At 57.0% G+C, this 16,952-nt stretch carries 18 protein-coding genes; 10 read left to right on the forward strand and 8 right to left on the reverse strand.

All coding sequences use genetic code 11. From position 1 onward, the window contains the following. Positions 1 to 127 precede the first annotated feature (127 nt). Positions 128 to 379, forward strand: a complete 252-nt coding sequence (locus D8U61_RS05995) for a DUF2790 domain-containing protein (RefSeq protein WP_130926585.1) — start codon at positions 128 to 130, stop codon at positions 377 to 379. Positions 380 to 456: 77 nt separating this feature from the next. Here the strand turns inward: D8U61_RS05995 and D8U61_RS06000 are convergent, their stop codons facing one another. Continuing rightward, entirely contained in the window at positions 457 to 1,383 is a 927-nt protein-coding gene (locus D8U61_RS06000) for a LysR family transcriptional regulator (protein ID WP_130926586.1), read from the reverse strand. A gap of 221 nt (positions 1,384 to 1,604) precedes the next feature. Between D8U61_RS06000 and D8U61_RS06005 the strand changes: the two genes are divergently transcribed. From D8U61_RS06005 to D8U61_RS06015, 3 genes are read left to right on the forward strand one after another with little or no spacing between them, the layout of a single operon-like run. Next, entirely contained in the window at positions 1,605 to 3,041 is a 1,437-nt protein-coding gene (locus D8U61_RS06005; protein WP_130926587.1) for an NAD-dependent succinate-semialdehyde dehydrogenase, read from the forward strand. A gap of 11 nt (positions 3,042 to 3,052) precedes the next feature. Beyond that, positions 3,053 to 3,385, forward strand: a complete 333-nt coding sequence (locus tag D8U61_RS06010) for a carboxymuconolactone decarboxylase family protein (RefSeq protein ID WP_130926588.1) — start codon at positions 3,053 to 3,055, stop codon at positions 3,383 to 3,385. After that, positions 3,386 to 4,387 carry an NAD(P)H-quinone oxidoreductase gene (locus D8U61_RS06015; RefSeq protein WP_130926589.1) on the forward strand — a complete coding sequence of 334 codons (1,002 nt, stop codon included), beginning with the start codon at positions 3,386 to 3,388 and terminating at the stop codon, positions 4,385 to 4,387. It begins immediately after the preceding gene. Between the two features lie 444 nt (positions 4,388 to 4,831). On the opposite strand, the gene D8U61_RS06020 is transcribed toward D8U61_RS06015, so the two are convergent. After that, on the reverse strand, positions 4,832 to 5,575 hold the full coding sequence (locus D8U61_RS06020) for an SDR family oxidoreductase (protein ID WP_123442615.1): 744 nt from the start codon (positions 5,573 to 5,575) through the stop codon (positions 4,832 to 4,834). Positions 5,576 to 6,187: 612 nt separating this feature from the next. Here D8U61_RS06020 and D8U61_RS06025 point away from each other — a divergent pair. After that, the gene (locus tag D8U61_RS06025; RefSeq protein WP_122506017.1) at positions 6,188 to 6,667 is read left to right on the forward strand and encodes a carboxymuconolactone decarboxylase family protein; all 480 of its coding nucleotides are present in this window, start codon (positions 6,188 to 6,190) and stop codon (positions 6,665 to 6,667) included. Here the strand turns inward: D8U61_RS06025 and D8U61_RS06030 are convergent. Further along, positions 6,660 to 8,096 (reverse strand): PLP-dependent aminotransferase family protein, encoded by a 1,437-nt coding sequence (locus tag D8U61_RS06030; RefSeq protein WP_130926590.1) that lies wholly within the window; start codon positions 8,094 to 8,096, stop codon positions 6,660 to 6,662. The two genes, D8U61_RS06025 and D8U61_RS06030, sit on opposite strands and share 8 nt — an antisense overlap. 89 nt (positions 8,097 to 8,185) lie before the next feature. Between D8U61_RS06030 and D8U61_RS06035 the strand changes: the two genes are divergently transcribed. The 3 genes from D8U61_RS06035 to D8U61_RS06045 all read left to right on the forward strand — a co-directional run bounded on the left by D8U61_RS06035 (position 8,186) and on the right by D8U61_RS06045 (position 9,974). Then, positions 8,186 to 8,668 (forward strand): GNAT family N-acetyltransferase, encoded by a 483-nt coding sequence (locus D8U61_RS06035; RefSeq protein WP_122506015.1) that lies wholly within the window; start codon positions 8,186 to 8,188, stop codon positions 8,666 to 8,668. 28 nt (positions 8,669 to 8,696) lie between these two features. Beyond that, complete coding sequence (locus D8U61_RS06040; protein WP_130926591.1) at positions 8,697 to 9,371, forward strand: NAD(P)H-dependent oxidoreductase; 675 nt, start codon at positions 8,697 to 8,699, stop codon at positions 9,369 to 9,371. A 153-nt stretch (positions 9,372 to 9,524) separates the two neighbouring features. Continuing rightward, positions 9,525 to 9,974, forward strand: a complete 450-nt coding sequence (locus D8U61_RS06045) for a carboxymuconolactone decarboxylase family protein (RefSeq protein WP_122506013.1) — start codon at positions 9,525 to 9,527, stop codon at positions 9,972 to 9,974. Positions 9,975 to 11,150: 1,176 nt separating this feature from the next. Here the strand turns inward: D8U61_RS06045 and D8U61_RS06050 are convergent. The 3 genes from D8U61_RS06050 to D8U61_RS06060 form a co-directional block, all read right to left on the reverse strand. Continuing rightward, positions 11,151 to 11,921 carry a molybdopterin-dependent oxidoreductase gene (locus D8U61_RS06050; protein WP_177433306.1) on the reverse strand — a complete coding sequence of 257 codons (771 nt, stop codon included), beginning with the start codon at positions 11,919 to 11,921 and terminating at the stop codon, positions 11,151 to 11,153. Beyond that, positions 11,918 to 12,538 (reverse strand): cytochrome b/b6 domain-containing protein, encoded by a 621-nt coding sequence (locus D8U61_RS06055; protein WP_110599401.1) that lies wholly within the window; start codon positions 12,536 to 12,538, stop codon positions 11,918 to 11,920. Before D8U61_RS06055 ends, D8U61_RS06050 begins: the two co-directional genes overlap by 4 nt. A 71-nt stretch (positions 12,539 to 12,609) precedes the next feature. Beyond that, positions 12,610 to 13,218, reverse strand: coding sequence for a hypothetical protein (locus tag D8U61_RS06060; protein WP_042609816.1), 609 nt, complete (start codon positions 13,216 to 13,218; stop codon positions 12,610 to 12,612). Positions 13,219 to 13,433: 215 nt separating this feature from the next. Between D8U61_RS06060 and D8U61_RS06065 the strand changes: the two genes are divergently transcribed. After that, complete coding sequence (locus D8U61_RS06065) at positions 13,434 to 14,129, forward strand: heavy metal response regulator transcription factor (protein WP_039760267.1); 696 nt, start codon at positions 13,434 to 13,436, stop codon at positions 14,127 to 14,129. Then, positions 14,102 to 15,490, forward strand: a complete 1,389-nt coding sequence (locus D8U61_RS06070) for a heavy metal sensor histidine kinase (protein WP_130926592.1) — start codon at positions 14,102 to 14,104, stop codon at positions 15,488 to 15,490. Before D8U61_RS06065 ends, D8U61_RS06070 begins: the two co-directional genes overlap by 28 nt. Here D8U61_RS06070 and D8U61_RS06075 read toward each other — a convergent pair. Further along, positions 15,462 to 15,968, reverse strand: coding sequence for a nuclear transport factor 2 family protein (locus D8U61_RS06075; RefSeq protein ID WP_042609814.1), 507 nt, complete (start codon positions 15,966 to 15,968; stop codon positions 15,462 to 15,464). The two genes, D8U61_RS06070 and D8U61_RS06075, sit on opposite strands and share 29 nt — an antisense overlap. Positions 15,969 to 16,047: 79 nt before the next feature. After that, positions 16,048 to 16,806: an SDR family oxidoreductase gene (locus D8U61_RS06080; protein WP_130926593.1), complete on the reverse strand. Its 759-nt coding sequence runs from the start codon at positions 16,804 to 16,806 to the stop codon at positions 16,048 to 16,050. Positions 16,807 to 16,952: the final 146 nt, after the last annotated feature.

The following is a 16,952-nucleotide window of genomic DNA, read 5'->3' on the forward strand; positions in this document are numbered from 1 at the left end:
CAGACACCTCACGATTGTGTTCGGAATCGAGAAAAGTCTTTCCCTGATCCGCGCCTGTTTCCGCAAAACCCTCAAGCCTAAAGTTAGTCCTGCCAGCAACATCACACTGACTATCGGAAATATCACTATGAAAACGGCAATGATCATCGTCGCACTCTTGGGCTTCAGCTCTGTGGTAGCAGCGCAGGACGGTTCTGCAACGACTAAACAGGTCGAGCAATATCGCTACGGCACCCACCTGGATGTCGCCAAGGTCATCTCTGAAGACCCGGTGCCGGATGTTTGCGCAGTGGTACCGACGCACATGACCTACCAGGATTCGCAAGGCAAACGCCACGTACTGGCCTATAACGTCATGGGCCGTTGCAGCCAGGGCTAAGTCAGCTGTTCGCCGATCATTGCGCCTCGGAGCGTTGTTTCATCGAGGCGCAAATAGCTTTTTTGCTCCGCAGTATTTCAATCGATAAGTTCTTTGGCCGTGGCGGCCAGTTGACTGCCAACCCGATCTTTCAGCGTTTCAATAAACCGGGTGATTTTTGCATCGACGAACTGCCGAGAGGTATAGACGGCATACACGTTGCGCTCATAGGTATGGTAGTCAGGCAAAACCCGCACTAGCTTGCCGGAACGCAAATCATCGATGGCCGTGAAACCGGCCAGCAAGCCAATCCCCGCGCCCTCTCGAATGGCCAGCGCCATCGCATCCATGTCGTTAACGCTGAATCTTGGCCCAGTCGGGACAAATGTCGCGTCCCCAGCCGTGCTCTTCAACTGCCACTCATCCCGCACATAGTCGACGGTGCCCAACAGCAGACACTGGTGATCACGCAGGTCTTCTGGCGTCTCGGGAGCCGCATGCCGGGCCAAGTAGTCTGGCGACGCCACCAACACACAATGGCTGACACCGATCTTTTGGCTGACATACGCCGAATCGGGGAGCGCGCGGGCGATCAGAATCGAGACGTCAAGTTGGTCTTCCAACAGGTTAGGCATGCGTTGCGACAGTAATAAATCCACCGTCACCTCCGGGAATTGCTGACGGTACTCCAGCACGGCCCCCGTAACCAGATGTCGAGCCAGCCCGGGTACGCAATGCACCCGCAGTGTTCCCCGAGGCTCCAGCGCGGCATTGCTGGCTTCGGCTTCGGCACTCTCCAGATCAGCGAGAATCTTCGTGCAGCGCTCATAGAACCGTCGCCCGGCATCGGTGACCGACAGGCGTCGGGTCGAGCGTTGCAACAAACGTGCATCGAGCACGTTTTCCAGCGCAGAGACAGCACGCGAAACGTTACCGACTGTGGAGTCCAGATGATTGGCCACCGCCGTGAAACTGCCCATCTCGACAACCTTTATGTACACCGACATGTTCGAAAGCTTATCCATCGCGACCTTCCTGTAGATCTGACGCACACCCGTGATAACGCGCATTTTTTCCGGATGCTACACGTTCGGCTCGACACTCGATATTACCTCTGGCGACAACAATGATTCCCTTTGGCCCGTCTAAATCAATGGGCCCTCCTTCCATAGACTTGGTTGCACAGGCCGCCTGAACAGGCGCCAGGTTTCATCCGAATCTCTGACAACCAACTGAAGAGCGCATCATGAAAACCTCCTACGACCCGCTTTATCTTTTCATCGGTGGTGAATGGATCAGTGCCGAAGGGCGCGATACTGCCGCCGTCGTCAACCCGGCAACCGGCCGGGAAATCGGCCGCGTCCCACTCGCCACCGCGAGCGACCTTGATCACGCCCTTGAAGTGACTCACCTGAGCTTCGAGAAATGGCGCCAGACCGTGCCTGACCAACGCGCCAAGATCCTCAAGCGTGCCGCCGACCTTATCTTCCAGCGCGCACCGCAGATCGCCGCGCAGATGACCCTGGAGGAAGGCAAGCCGCTGAATGAAAGCCTGGATGAAGTGATCCGTGCGGCGGAGTATTTCGAATGGTTTGCCGAAAGCGCACGGCGCATTGATGGCCGTGTGGTCCCGGCCAATCGGCCAGGCGTGCTGCAACTGGTCAAACGCCAAGCCATCGGCCCAGTGGCCGCATTCACACCGTGGAATTTCCCGGCCATCACCCCATCACGCAAGCTATCGGCTGCGCTGGCTGCCGGTTGCAGCGTCATTCTCAAACCCGGTGAAGAAAGCCCCTCCACAGCGCTGGCCCTGGCGCGTGCACTCGACGATGCAGGATTGCCCAAGGGTGTGCTGCAAGTGGTGTTTGGCGTACCGGATCAAGTGTCCAGCCATCTGATCGCTTCGCCGATCATTCGCAAAGTGACCTTTACCGGCTCAGTGCCTATCGGTCGCCTGCTGTCTGCACGCGCTGCCGAAGGGGTGAAGCCCATCACCCTCGAACTCGGTGGGCACGGACCGGTGCTGGTGTTTGAGGATGCCGACATCGAAAAAGCGGCTATCGAAGGCGTCGCCAACCGCTTTCGCGGCACCGGACAGGTGTGCATTTCATCCACTCGGTTTCTGATCCAGCGTGGCGCCTATCAAGCCTTTGTCGATCGGTTTGTCGCTGCGACCCAAGCCCTGAGAATCGGTGACGGCCTGCATCCGGATACTCAGGTAGGACCTTTGGCCAACCCAAGGCAATTGGCAAAAATGGCAGAACTGGTCGCCGATGCCGTTGAGAAAGGTGCACGGGTATTGGTCGGTGGTGAAGCCTTGTCAGGCGAAGGCTACTTCTTCCAACCCACGGTTCTGGCGGATGTGCCGATGAACGCTCGCGTCATGCACGAAGAACCGTTCGGCCCCATCGCCGTACTGATGCCATTCGACGAACTGGCCGATGGACTGCGAGAAGCCAACCGCCTGCCGTACGGCCTCTCGGCCTACGCGTTCACCTCCAGCGCGCGCACGGCCATTGATGTCGCCGACGGATTGGAGGCCGGGATGATCGGCATCAACCAATACCGCATCATCGCGACCGAGCTCCCGTTCGGCGGCATGAAAGAAAGCGGTCACGGCTCCGAAGGCGGCATTGAAGGCATCGAGCACTATCTCACCCACAAATTCATCAGCCAGGTTTAAGGAACTCGCCAATGTCCAAGCTCAACTTCAACAGTCCTCGCGAAGCGGCGCGCGCGTTCACGCCGAAGCTGGCGCAATTCGTCGACTCAACGCTTTATCCGCAGATCTGGAGTGACCCGGCGCTTTCCCCGCGCGACCGTAGCCTGATCACCGTGGCGGCATTGATTGCCGCTGGGCACTCGGAAGAGTTGCCTGCCCACTTACGCCGTGCGGCTGGCAACGGTGTGACCCAAGACGAACTGGCGGCAGCCATCACGCACCTGGCGTTCTACGTGGGCTTCCCTGGCGCCATCACTGCGTCTGCTATTGCCAACGCCACGTTCAGCGAAACGGAGAACAACTGAATGAAAGCCATCAACATCAGAGAATTTGGTGCAGCAGACGTCTTGGAACTCGCAGAAGTTGCCAATCCTGAAGTGCGTCCTAACGACCTGCTGGTGCGTGTCTATGCCGCCGGGGTGAATCGCGCGGATCTGACTCACCGGACCGGTGGGTACGGCCATCCAAATTTCGGTGACTCGCTGATTATCGGCCTGGAAATCGCCGGCGAAGTGATCGGCAAAGGTAACGCGGTGACGGGGTTCGAGGTCGGAGATCGCGTCATGGGTGTGGTCGGCGGCGGCGCCTACGCCGAGCAGGCACGCATCGATTACCGCATGGCCATGCACATCCCTGCGCAGGTTGACTATGTATACGCGGCGGCCATTCCCGAGGTCTTCGTCACGGCCCATGAAGCGATGATGCACCTGGCTCGGCTCAAGGCTGGGGATTCGGTGCTGATACACGCGGCCGCTGGCGGCGTCGGGTCTGCTGCGGTGCAGTTGGCTTACGCCACCGGCGCCACGGTGTATGCGACCACCGAAGGCAGCAAGTTGGCGCGTGTCGAGCATTTGGGCGCAGACGTGGCGATCGACTACAAGATCCAGGATTTCGCTGAGGTGATCGCCGACAAAACCCAGGGTCGCGGCGTCGATGTGATCATCGATTTTATCGGTGAGCCCTACTTCGCCCGCAACATCGCGTCCCTTGCAAAGGGTGGCCGTCTGGTTCAGGTGGGAATTCTCGGCGGTGGCGGCAACGTCACGGTGGCGCTGGAGGACATTCTTTACCGCCACGTGCAAATCATCGGCACGGTGATGAAGTCGCGCACGCAACCGGAGAAGCACGCCATGATCAAGCGTTTCCGCGAGCACTGGCTTGATCGCTTCGAGGGTGCCGGCAGCCTTGAGCCAGTGGTCGATAGCACGTTTGCGCTAGCGCGGGCTGCCGATGCGCATCGGCGGATGGAGTCTTCCGAAAACGTCGGGAAAATCATTTTGACGATGCGACCTGAAGATCTGCTTTAAGTACGGCCACATGAAGCATAGAGCTGAAAAATGGTGCCCTTAGTGGACACCTTCAACGGGAGAGGGGAACACCTCTGAGCAGTGCACTCTTAATAGGCTGATCGCGACAACTAGGATAATCGTGACAGGTGATTGGCCGAAAGTGGTCGTGCGTTAGCGGCAGCTAACAGCCAAAAGCGGACCTAGATGAGCCATGCATATGGCAAAGTGGTCACCGCTGCAGGCTTGCCATGTTCGTCTTTCCTTCAAGGCAAGCTGGGCGTGACGGCACTGGCCAGCTGAGAATTTCATTGATAAAAGGTGGGCAACTATGTGGAGAATGTACTTAATCAAGGGCCCGAGTTGATCACGTCAATTAGAGGTAAAGTTAGCGCAGAAAATAGAGGCCGAGAGCACGATCCGCACCGGATAGGTGTCTCCTCGACCTCAATGCGTTTCTAACGCCTACCGCAAGGTATACCCCCCATCTACCACAACATCTTGGCCGTAAATGCCACGTGCTCGCTCTGATAGAAGGAACAGAATCACATCTGCCACCGCTTCCGGCTCAAGGAACTTACCCTCTAGTAAGCGCTGGTTGACCGTTTCCGCGACTGAGGACAACGTCGCATTATCCAACCCTAGTGATCGCCAGATCGGCGTAGCTGTTGGCCCTGGCGATACGACGTTCACTCTAACTCCGGCCTCAGCCTGTTCGACGGCTAAGGTTCGAGCATGCGCTGTCAGTGCTGTTTTCGACGCAATGTAGCCAGCCAAGCCTGGGAAGGCCAAAGCGGAAAGAAAAGTCCCCACAAATACAACCGAAGCGGGTCTCGCCAATTGGGCTCGCAAAGCTGAAAGCGTGTTAAGCGCACCTGCTCCGTTGATGGCCCAATTTCGCTCGAATCCCTCACTCGCCAAGCTGTCTTCAAATACAGCGACTCCTGCATTCGGTACTAGAAAATCTACAGGCCCGATTCTGGAGACGCAGTGTGCAAGCTTCTCAAGATCCGAACTTACCGTAACATCGCCACTGACAATATGGAGGCGATCACCATGAACGTCTTTGAGTGCAGCCAGGCCGCCCCGGCCACGGGACATCGCCACTACCGTCGCTTCATAGCTTAGTAATCGTTGAACGACTGCCAGTCCGATGCCTGAACTTGCTCCGGTTACCACAGCGACACGATTGTCGAACTCACTTTTCATGTTTCAGCTCCTTGGGTATTAAACCATTTACCCATCACTGACACATTTCATGCCAACCCCAAACGTCATAAAAATCAGGGTGCTGAAGCTATACCGAGTCAATTTGACCATTATTCGTTTTTGTCGAAATGACGACAAATAGGTTTTTTTGACACGCACCAATGGCTGTGTTGTCAAGTGCGTTATAGGACTGAAAATCCGGTCGCATCGAATTTCTTTGAGAGGAAAATGCCACTCCACTCTTCGTAAACACGCCCGAGTTGCTCTGCGAACTGCGGATTGACCGCCCACCGCCCCACTCTCTTGCGATCTGTTTCGGCGTTGTCGACCGGCGAGAGGAATCAGTCTTCACAAAGGCGCTGCACCTGTTATCCACCCCAGAACTATCGCGCATCGCAACTCAGTTGCCGCTTACTGTGCCAGTTTATACACCGGCTTTGGGTGGCCTTCCGCCGGGTTCACGGACAACCGGCTTGGCAACATCGGCGAACGGCAAATCGCGAATCAGAACTGCATGGCTTAGTTGAAAGGTCTTTTCTTGGCCCTGTCTGACTAGACCACGCTTGGCTACAGTGGGCTCCAACAACCCTAAACCCGCTGCGAGTGACCGCCATGAACAACCGTCTTGATTACTTCAAACAGTCGCCTCAGGCTTCCAATAAGCTGGTGGAGCTGACGATGCAACTGAGTAAGAAGCCGCTACTGGCTGACCTAGCCCACCTCATAATGCTGCGGGCGTCTCAATTGAATGGCTGCGCGTTCTGCGTGGATATGCACGTGAAGGAAGCCAAGATCCATGGCGAGCGCGAATTGCGCCTCCATCACATTGCGGTCTGGCGTGAATCGCAACTGTTCTCGCCAATAGAGCGCGCGGCGCTCGCCTGGACAGAAGCCCTGACCCAACTGCCATCCCATGGTGTACCTGAAAGCCTCTACGCGGATGTGCGTGAGCAGTTTTCCGAACAGGACCTGTCGGATTTGTCGTTCCTGATTGTCGCCATCAACGGTTGGAATCGCCTCAATGTGGCCTTTCAGGCAGTCCCTGGTTCGTCGGATGAGGTGTTCGGCCTGACCAAAGCCAACCTCAACTGAGCGCACGGTTTATAAACGCGCCAAGCTGCTCGCCCTGAGCAGCGCAGGCGCAGTTGGTGAAGCTCAGCAGCAGCCCAGATTGACGCCGCGACGAAACACTCCATCGCGACAAGGGTTGCACGGCGATGCCTTTGGTCAGCAGTTGCTCAGTCAGGGCAGTGTCGACTACTCCCTCCGGCAAACGGAGTACCAGGTGCATCCCTCCTGGCGAGCGCTCCACCAGCAGTCCATTGGGTAAACTCCGCTCCAACGCTTCAATAGTCAAAGCGCGTCGTTCGCTGTAGAGCCTTCGCATGCGCTGAATGTGCCGAGTGAAATGCCCCTCGACAATGAACTCTGCGACCAGCGCTTGAGTAATCGCTGGCGAGCCTGCGGAGAATAACGCCCGACTTACACGCTCAAACGCTGCCACTTGCCCCTGAGGCACCACTAGGTAGGCAAGGCGGATACCGGGGAAAAGCACCTTGCTGAAAGTTCCGGCGTACAGCACGCGCCCGTTGCGATCCAAGCTCGCCAACGCCGGCAAGGGGCGACTGACATAGCGATACTCGCCGTCGTAATCATCCTCGACAACCCAGGCATCGCTCCGGGCCACCCAATCGAGTAACAACTGTCTCCGAGGCAAAGACAGCGCCATACACAATGGGCTTTGATGCCCCGGCGTCACCATGACGACCTGTGCAGCCTGATGCCTGGCAATGGCCTGCTCCACATCCATACCTTCGGCATCAACTGGCACTGCCTCAAGCTCAATACCGAATTGACGAAGCACTTGGCGCGTGGTTGGGTAGCCAGGATCTTCGACCCAGGCTCGCTCCCCTGCGCGCAGTAAAGTATGTGCGATCAGCGACAGGCTACTGCGCCAGCCGCTGGTGATAAATACCTGATGGGCGCCGCAATCGATACCTCGAGACACCTGCAGATATGAAGCTATGGCGCTGCGTAAGGCAGGCAGGCCGTGCGGCGGCGGATAGTCCAGATCGCCTGAACGCATGCCTCGCAGATAACGGGCACCCAAGCGCGCCCAGATCTTGCGTGGGAACTCATCCATTGCAGGCACTCCCATCTGAAACGGCAAAAGTTGCGGTGGACGCCATAGTGCGTCTGGGGAGTTTTCAATCACCTCGCTGCTGACGGATAAAGCGGGGGCAGACAGTAGCGGCTTCTGCAATTCGGGATTGACCACGGTGCCCTTCTGCCCCAGGGCCAAGAGGTAGCCCTCGCTCGTGAGCAGCGAATAGGCCAGCTCGATGGTGCCACGAGCAACGCCGAGATCCTTGGCGAGAGCTCGCACCGAAGGCAATCGGTCACCAGGGGAAAGCGTGCCAGCGGCGATGGCGGCGAGTACTCGGTCATATAACTGACGGTATAGAGGCGAGCCGGGTTGCCCATCCAAGGAGGCGAAAGGGTGCGAACAGGAAGTCATCATGGCCTAGTTCATATCTCACTTCTTGGTTCAATAAATTGAGGCAATGTTAGTTCAAGATTTGACCATCACAACCCACTAAGGCCTCTCCCATGACGTTCAATCTTCAAGACTACGTGCCCAGCGTGCTCGACTTGGCCGACACTGCCCTGCGTCCTCTAGACAGCCGCCATGACTTGAAAATCGCTTTCCCGGTAATGCAGCAATTGCGCCCCCACCTAACAAGCGAGGCCGATTTTATGAGTCGTATCGAACGAATGCGAGCCGGCGGCTATCGCCTGGTTGGAGCCTTCGAGTCATCGGCTCTCGTGGCGCTTACAGGTTACCGCCTTCAGGAGAATCTGATTTATGGCCCATTCTTGTATGTCGATGACCTCATCACCGATGAAGCCCAGCGCGGCGGCCAGTGGGGCTCCCGATTATTGCGAGCTCTGGAACGACTGGCTCGTGCCAGCGGTTGTGCTCGCCTTGTGCTTGACACGGGTTTGGCCAACGCGCGCGCCCAACGCTTCTACTTCCGCGAAGGCCTTTATACCGGCGCGCTGCGTTTTCAAAAACAGTTCGATACCCCATGACCGCATCACCCGTACAGGAGGCAATATCATGAACCCGTCTCAGAAACCACTCGCTCCTTTGCGAATCCTTCGCCTGATTGCCAGTCCCAACGGTAATGCATCTGAAAGCTTGAAACTGTCTGAGCGGATTCTGCACGCTCTGACAGTACGCGCTGGCATACGCGGGATTGAACTGACGGATATAGACCTGAACACGTTATCGCCAGTCGATGCGACTTATGCCCATGCCTTGGCCCATCCGAGCGAAATAGCTACCGAGGATCAGAAAGGTACATTGTGTCGCTCCGACCAAATGATCATCCTGTTGAATGCCTGCGATGTACTGGTAATCGCTACTCCCATGCACAACTACAGCGTGCCCTCTCCGCTCAAGGCCTGGATTGACCACGTTGTACGCGTCGGAAAAACTTTCCTGAGCACATCAAAAGGTAAGGTTGGAACGTTATTGGATCGCCCCGTCTACGTTGCCGTAGCCACCGGCGGCTACATTAGCGGTGAGAGGGCACGGCAACCCGACTTTCTTCGTCCCTACCTATCCGCAGTGCTGAAAACCATCGGTCTCAATCAGGTGCATTACTTCACCGTTGAAGGGACAGCAAAAGGGACGGACGCGCTAAAAACGGCGCAGAAAATAGGGTACGACGATGTGCACACGTTCTTTCATGAGGAAATCGAAACTAGGACTCATGAAACAGTTGCCTGAAGCCGGTGCCCCCAGACGGTCGAAGTACAAAGGTCGGCAGCGATGCCTGAAGCTGAGCCTTGCTTTTTGATTTCGGGAGAGCCGTTCGCCCGGCTCGGCAGCCATGAGCCGCAAGTCCCACGCTTAATATCGCCCTACAGAGAGGAATTAATCATGAGTCGCCTCGATTGGTTTCAAATTTCACCTAGTGCAGCCAAGGCGCTTGGAGGTTTGCATCACTTTGCGACCACTGCAACCAACCTGCCAGCCCAACTGATCCATTTGGTGTTTCTCAGAGTGTCGCAGATCAACGGCTGCGCACACTGTATTGATCTGCATTCACGGGATCTGATCAAAGAAGGCATGTCGGTGGACAAGCTGGTATTAGTACCGGTATGGCATGAAGCGCAGCACCTATTCTCGGATCAGGAGCGCTCGGCATTAGCCTGGGCAGAAGAGGTCACGCGGGTAAGCGAGACCCACGTATCGGACGAAGCGTACGCAGCCGCCTTGGCGATGTTTGCGGAAAAGGATCTGGTTGACCTGACAGTAGCGATTGCTGCGATGAACGCTTTCAATCGTATGGGTGTCAGCTTTAGATTGAAGCCTGCTGCCAAGGCTTGATGGCGAAGGCCTATGAGTCCGAAGACAGCACTTCAGCATCCCTCTGCTGACCCTGCGTAAAGGCTAGTGTACGCCCACCACAACTGATGCCCGCTGTGGGTTGCGGCGGACGCTAAAGGCCCGGTATCCGTACTGGGCCTGGGTCTTCGCCCCGCCTCATTTGTCCGATTGAATTCAACATCTTTGAAGGGCTATCTCCGCGCATCAGTTAGAGGCGGCAATTTTAGTTAACAGCCTTCTCTTAGCCTTCCTCATGCGTTTATGCCAATACTGTTGGCAGCTATAGCCTGGACGTTTTCGGAAACATCCACGAGTTCGCGTCTAGCGGTTTTTCATCGAAGGTAATCTCAGGTTGATCTGCCGCTTATAGCCGAAAATGGACGCCCATCAGGGCTGCTTCTGGCCGAAAGCGGCCGTTCACGAACGACTACCTTCGGCCAAAAGTAGCTCTGAAGGCGGGCTATAACTCTCTGATGCTCAGAATCAACGGGGGATGACAGCGGGGGGGGGGAAATAGGCTGTAAGTCGACCCTGCCTCATATCACCACCTTCGCCACGGTAGAGAAGCCGTCGGGCTTTCTACTTCAGGCTAACGAAAGACCATTCAACACCACAGGTGAGAATTGGCGGTATCTGCTTCTCCCTTAATAATACTGGCCTACGGCGAGCAAGCTCTCGAGACACGTCTAATCATAACCCCTATCCTCCGAGCTTGACCGGTTGAGGAAGGAGCTCTCGGCTGAAGAGGGATTGCGACGGCGAAAAGTCCGTATCCCAGGCGAACGCAGTGGCGCTCGAACAATCTCGGTCGGTACCCAGGTGACGGTTAGCGGCGAAAGAGCCACTGCAATGGCGAACGCATTCAGTCCCCCTGTGCCGATAACATCAGAGCAGATAGCCCTTTTTTCGCCATTGAAGGTACATGCGGCAAGATTATCAAAGAGCATCCGAGTGCGAGCTTTATCTGACTGTTGTAAAGGTGGCCTGGACTGAGCCTGCAAGAGAGATTGGAAATCTGCTCCATCACTCGTTGCCCGCATCCTGGGTTCTGATGTTGGCCAGTCGGATGGTGCTGGCGGTACTGCAGAAATACCGGTCATCGGCATGCCTCATATCACGCTTGGTGTCATGAATCTCGCCAGTGTTCCTGGCGTGACAGTTCCGTTCTTTGCTTCATCAGATCCCGCTGAACCAGTTGTAGCCCTGGTCTTCCCAATACCCGCCCGGGTTGTCGTTGCTGACGAAAATCTCGACAACATGCTTGGGGTTTTTGAATCCCAGTTTGGTGGGGACCCGAACCCTCAGCGGATAGCCGTACTCGGGCGGCAGCGCCACGTCAGCGTAATCCAGTGCCAACAGCGTCTGCGGGTGCAAGGCAGTCGGCATGTCCAGACTGGAGTAGTAACGATCGGCACATTTGAAACCGACAAATTTCGCTGTGGTGTCGGCGCCGATGTGTTCCAGGAAGGTTTTCAGCGGTACACCTCCCCATTGACCGATCGCGCTCCAGCCCTCAACACAGATCAGCCGAGTGATATCGCTGCGTTGCGGCAGCTTGCGCAAGCTTTCGAGTGTCCACGGCGCCTTGTCCCTGATCCGGCCGGAGACGGCGAGCGAGTAACTGGTCAGGTCTACTTCAGGGATATCGTCCTGACCATAGAAAGCGTTGAACGGAAACGGCTTGGTGATCTGCGCGCGGGCGAAGGTCGGCGCCAGTTTCCGTCCACTGAACAGCCACGCCTGGACCCGGTCGTTCCAACGCGACATGGCCCAAAGCACTTTGTCGACCTGATCGCCGTCCTGCAGGTTGCAACCGGTCAGCATCGACATCGCGCCAACCGTCAGGCCGGCCCGAAGCAAATGCCGGCGCTGAATGTTTTCCAGTTCAAGCTGTTGCGCAGGTTCAATCCTGACGCGCTGACGCGTTGTTATTTTAAATTCAGTCATGACCCATTTTTCTCGTTATTAGGCGTCCGCACTCCACCCGTGATCATTGGCACCAGGGTTTTTGGTACCAGAATCACCAAGACCAGGTGAATCACTACAAACGCTGCAATCATCGCCATGGCCGCAAAATGTACGTAACGAGCAACGTCATAGCCGCCCAGTAACGCGACCAGCTCTTGAAGTTGAACCGGTTTCCAGATCGCTACACCCGAGATCACGATCAGTACACCTGCCGCCAGCACGATCCAGTACATCAGGCGCTGTACTGCGTTATAGACACCCTTTTCATGCACCAGCCGAAAGCGCAAGGCATCGGTCAGATCATGCTTCAATGCGGCAATGCCGATGGGCAGCAGCTCACGTTTGAAATGACGACTGGCCAACCCGTACAGCACATAGATTGCGCCGTTGATCAGCAGCAGCCACATGAACGCAAAATGCCAGGCAAGTGCCCCGCCCAGCCAACCGCCCACGGTCAATGACACCGGAAACCTGAAACTGAACAGTGGCGAGGCGTTGTAGATAGCCCAACCGCTCATGAACATGCAGACCATGCAGGCCGCATTGAGCCAATGGGTGAGGCGAACCGGCCAGGGATGCAGTTTCTTCTGTCTCACGTGGTTCCCCTTGCAAGCCTTCCGTGTAGCGGAGCGTTGCCAGACGGCAACGCTCAAGCTTTCTCAGATGATTACATCGGTGGCTGGAAGCCATCCTTGCCGACTGCAATGCCGCGTGCGGTGCCATCTGCAGCGGGGAACACGACGATTTTCGTTCCTTTGACCAGCTCATCGGCTTTGCCTGGCTCGACGTAGGCGATAGGCACGTCATCCGGCACGACGATTTGTTTCTCGCCGCCCTGGTAGTTGACGGTCAACGTGCGGCCGTCGGTTTTGGACAGTTTGCCAACGGTGCCGTTGGTCATGGTGCCAGTGCTGCCGTCTGCGTTCTGCCAACCGTAATGACCTTCGCCGCTGCCCTTGAGCCTGGCGTCGAATACCGTGACCTCAAGCGCCTTCAAGGTTCCGTTGGCCTGCGGGATGGCCGCCGAGCCGATGAAGCTGTCGGATTTGATCGAGTCGATATTGGCCTTCGATACCCGGCTGATACCGGTCTTGTCAGTCAGTCCGATCGTCTGCTGGGCGCCAGAGCGGACAGTGAAGGTCAGCGTGTTGTTGCTGACGCTTTCCACCGTACCGCGCAGTGGTTTGATGACCGGCATGTCGGCGGCGGTGGCAATGACGGCAGCGCTGAGCATCACCAAACCGAACGTGGTAGACAGGGCGTTTTTGAGTTGCATGGCGACGATTCCTCATGGGTTGATGTGTCGCCATCCTCGACCGCAGATCGGGACGTCACGATGACCGCCGAATGACATTTTTGTCATTCGTCAGCCCTGCCGGTGAATGACAGAAATGTAACCGACTGCGCCCGTTCATCCCGCTACACTGCACAGCCGAGATACCGATGTCGCGGGCTGAATCCCGTCATGAAGAGACCCGAGCGCGCCTCACGATGCATATCCTGCTGATCGAAGATGACACCAAAACAGGTGAGTACCTGAAAAAGGGGCTCGGCGAGTCCGGTTACAACGTCGACTGGACCCAGCACGGCGCCGACGGTCTGCACATGGCCTTGCATACGACCTATGACCTGATCGTGCTGGACGTGATGTTGCCCGGGATTGACGGGTTTCAGATCATCGAGCTGTTGCGCGCCAGACAAGACGTACCCGTGCTGTTCCTTACCGCGCGCGACCAGTTGCAAGACCGCATTCGCGGTCTGGAACTGGGCGCCGATGATTACCTGATCAAACCTTTTTCGTTTACCGAACTGCTGTTGCGCATCCGCACTATTCTGCGCCGCGGTGTCGTACGCGAAGCCGACCATTTCCACCTTGCCGATCTCGAACTGGATCTGGTCCGGCGCCGCGTGACCCGCCAACAACAGGTGATCGTGCTGACCAACAAGGAGTTCGCCCTGCTGCATCTGTTTCTGCGTCGAGCCGGCGATGTGTTGTCCAGGACACAAATCGCTTCGGAAGTCTGGGACATGAATTTCGACAGCGATACCAACGTGGTGGACGTCGCTGTCAAGCGCCTGCGCAACAAGGTCGACCAGCCCTACCCGATCAAGCTGATCCATACCATTCGCGGTATCGGCTATGTCTGCGAGGTGAGGCCATGCGGTCCCGACGCCAACCCTCGCTGACGCTGCGATCGACCGTGGCGTTTGCCATGGTCGCGATGCTGGCCGTGGCCGGCGCGGGCTTCTATCTGTATCAGACGATGAAAGCCTCGGTATTGATCTACAGCGATCACGCGGTGATGGGCCGTCTGGAGCATTTCCGCAAGCTCCTGCATTACGAACTCGCCATCGAAAAGCTGCGCGACGGCCCGCAGATTTTCAAGAACATGCTCGACAGCGAAGACGACATCTTCATCATTGAAGAGCCGGGGCAGCCACCGGTCATCCAGGTCAATCCACTCAACGTCACGTTGCCTGAACTGCCGGTGATCGGCCAGGACACAAAGCTGAGTGTCAGTGATCTGCGCAGCGGCGTGACCGACTCGGGAACAAGGCTGCGCGCCGCCTCCGTAGTCACGACGTCGGGTGGCCGTGTAGTCCGATTGACGGCCGCCCACCTTATGGGCAAGGAAATGGCGATGCTTGCAGCGTATCGCGAGCGCATCTACCTGGCCGTGGCCCTTGCCTTTCTGGCAACCGCGTTGCTGGGTTATCTGTTATTGCGTCGCGGGCTGCGTCCGCTGCGCAAAATGGCCGCCCATGCCGCAGCCATAACGCCTGAGCGTCTGCACAGCCGCATGGACAGCGCCGATACGCCGGTTGAATTGCAACAGCTGAGTGACGCCTATAACGCGATGCTTGATCGTCTTGCTCAGGGTTATCAGCGACTGACGCAATTTTCCGCCGACCTTGCCCATGAAATCCGCACGCCGGTCGGGTCGTTGATGGGACATTGTCAGGTTGCCCTTCGCCAACGCCGTAGCGAGGACGAATATCAAGCGCTGATCGCTTCGAACCTTGAAGAACTCGAACGGATCTCGCGCATCGTCGAAAGCATTCTATTTCTGGCGCGCGCCGATGAAGCGCAAGCCGTAGTGGAGCGCCAGCAACTGTCGCTGCATGACGAATCACAGCGCATCGCTGAGTATTTTGAGGGTTTGGCTGAAGAGCGGCGAATGAGCTTCCAAATAACGGGCGATGGTATCGTGCTCGCTGACCCCTTGCTGCTGCGCAGAGCGTTGAGCAACCTGGTGGCGAACGCTGTTCGCTACGCTTACGAGGGCACCGAGATTCTGATACGGGTATTGGAAACCCACGGAGGTGCCCGGATTGAGGTGGAGAACCAAGGGCCGGTGCTGGGCGACGAAACCCTGGGCAAACTCTTCGACCGCTTTTACCGTGGCGATGCGTCTCGGCACCAGAATTCCGACTCCTACGGGCTTGGCCTCGCCATTGTCGTGGCCATCATGCAACTGCATGACGGCCACGTGGGTGTCGAACAGCCAAGGGCCGGGACTATTCGTTTTTCGCTGTCGTTCCCTTGAGCTGCTCGAACGGTGCAAACTGTTCTTCGCCCGCTGCGGGTACCCAATCTTTTAACGGCGTCAGGAAATGCATTTCAAAACGACGTGACAGGAACGCCCACTTTCCGTCCCGACGTTCAAACCTGTCGTGGTAAAGACCGCTGACTTGCACCGGGCCTTTTTCAATGTCATGAAACAGGCAATCCGCAGCTACCGTGCCCACTGCGCTGTCACCCTCGATTTCAATCAGCGGGTTGGCCATCCAGTGGTGCATATGGGGCATCTGGCGCCAGCTGTTTTGCGCCATCGCCAGGATTTCGTCACGGTTTCCAGCCTGGCCAAAACCCGGTAGATCCAGTGTCGACTCTTCGTGCCAGATTGAGCTAAGAAGCGAGGCGTCGATGCGGTCGAAAGCATTGGCGTAGGCGCTGATCAGCGACTCGATGGCGGCGCGACTTTCCAGGGCGTCCAGTCGGGCTGTCAGTTGTTCATTGTTCATGATGAGGTTTCCTGCAGGGGCTGCGCATAAGCGAGGAAGGCAGCCCTGCGCGAGGGCTGCGCTACGGTTGAGCACGTGGTCAGATCTGCGACAGGCCGCCGTCGACCATCAACTCCACACCGTTGACATATTTCGCATCGGCAGACGCAAGAAACAGCGCCGACGAGGCGATTTCCTCAGGCTCGGCCATGTACCCCAATGGCGTGATCTGCTCGACGTGCTGACGCAGCGCGGCGACGTCGCTTTCGCTCATCTTCAAGCCGTTATCCATCAGCGGTGTGCGGGTGAAGCCAGGGCTCAGGACATTCGCTCTGATCTTGCGACCTTTGAGTTCGTTGGCCCACGTCCTGGCAAAGGAACGTACCGCGGCTTTGGAGGCGTTGTAGAGGCTCAGTCCTTCCATGCCATTGCTGGAACAGATAGAGGCCGTCAGCACGATCGAAGCGCCATTTTTCAACAATGGCATCAACGTCTGTACAGTAAAAAAGACTCCCTTTACGTTGATGTCGAACATGTTGAAATAGGCGGCCTCGGTGGTCTCGCCCAGCGGGTTCTTTTCACAAATACCCGCATTGGCAAACACTGAGTCCAGTTGATCGCCGTGCGCCTCAATCGTCGCCTTGAGCTCGTCCAGATCAACCTGGCGCGCGACATCGGAAATGACCGCGACCGCCCTGTCGCCAAGCTTGGCCACCGCAGCCTCCAGCGTGGCTGCAGAACGCCCGGTGATGTAAACGCGCCTGGCGCCCTCGGCAATCAAACCCTGTGCAATCGCAAATCCGATCCCGGTGGACGCGCCGGTGACGACTGCGACCTGATCAGCGAATTTACCTGACATAACTGACTCCTCGATTTCCGTTGTGTGGCTCGACTGGAACCACAGTGCGGCCATTTTGCGAGGAGGCAGGGGCGCAGCGGCACTGCCATAAATGAACATTGGCCGTTCATTTATGTGAGGCGTCAGCCAGGGTTTGATCGTTTAGA

The sequence above is a fragment of the Pseudomonas sp. Sample_14 genome (genome assembly GCF_004307515.1).
In the GTDB taxonomy this organism is placed as follows: Bacteria; Pseudomonadota; Gammaproteobacteria; order Pseudomonadales; family Pseudomonadaceae; genus Aquipseudomonas; species Aquipseudomonas atacamensis.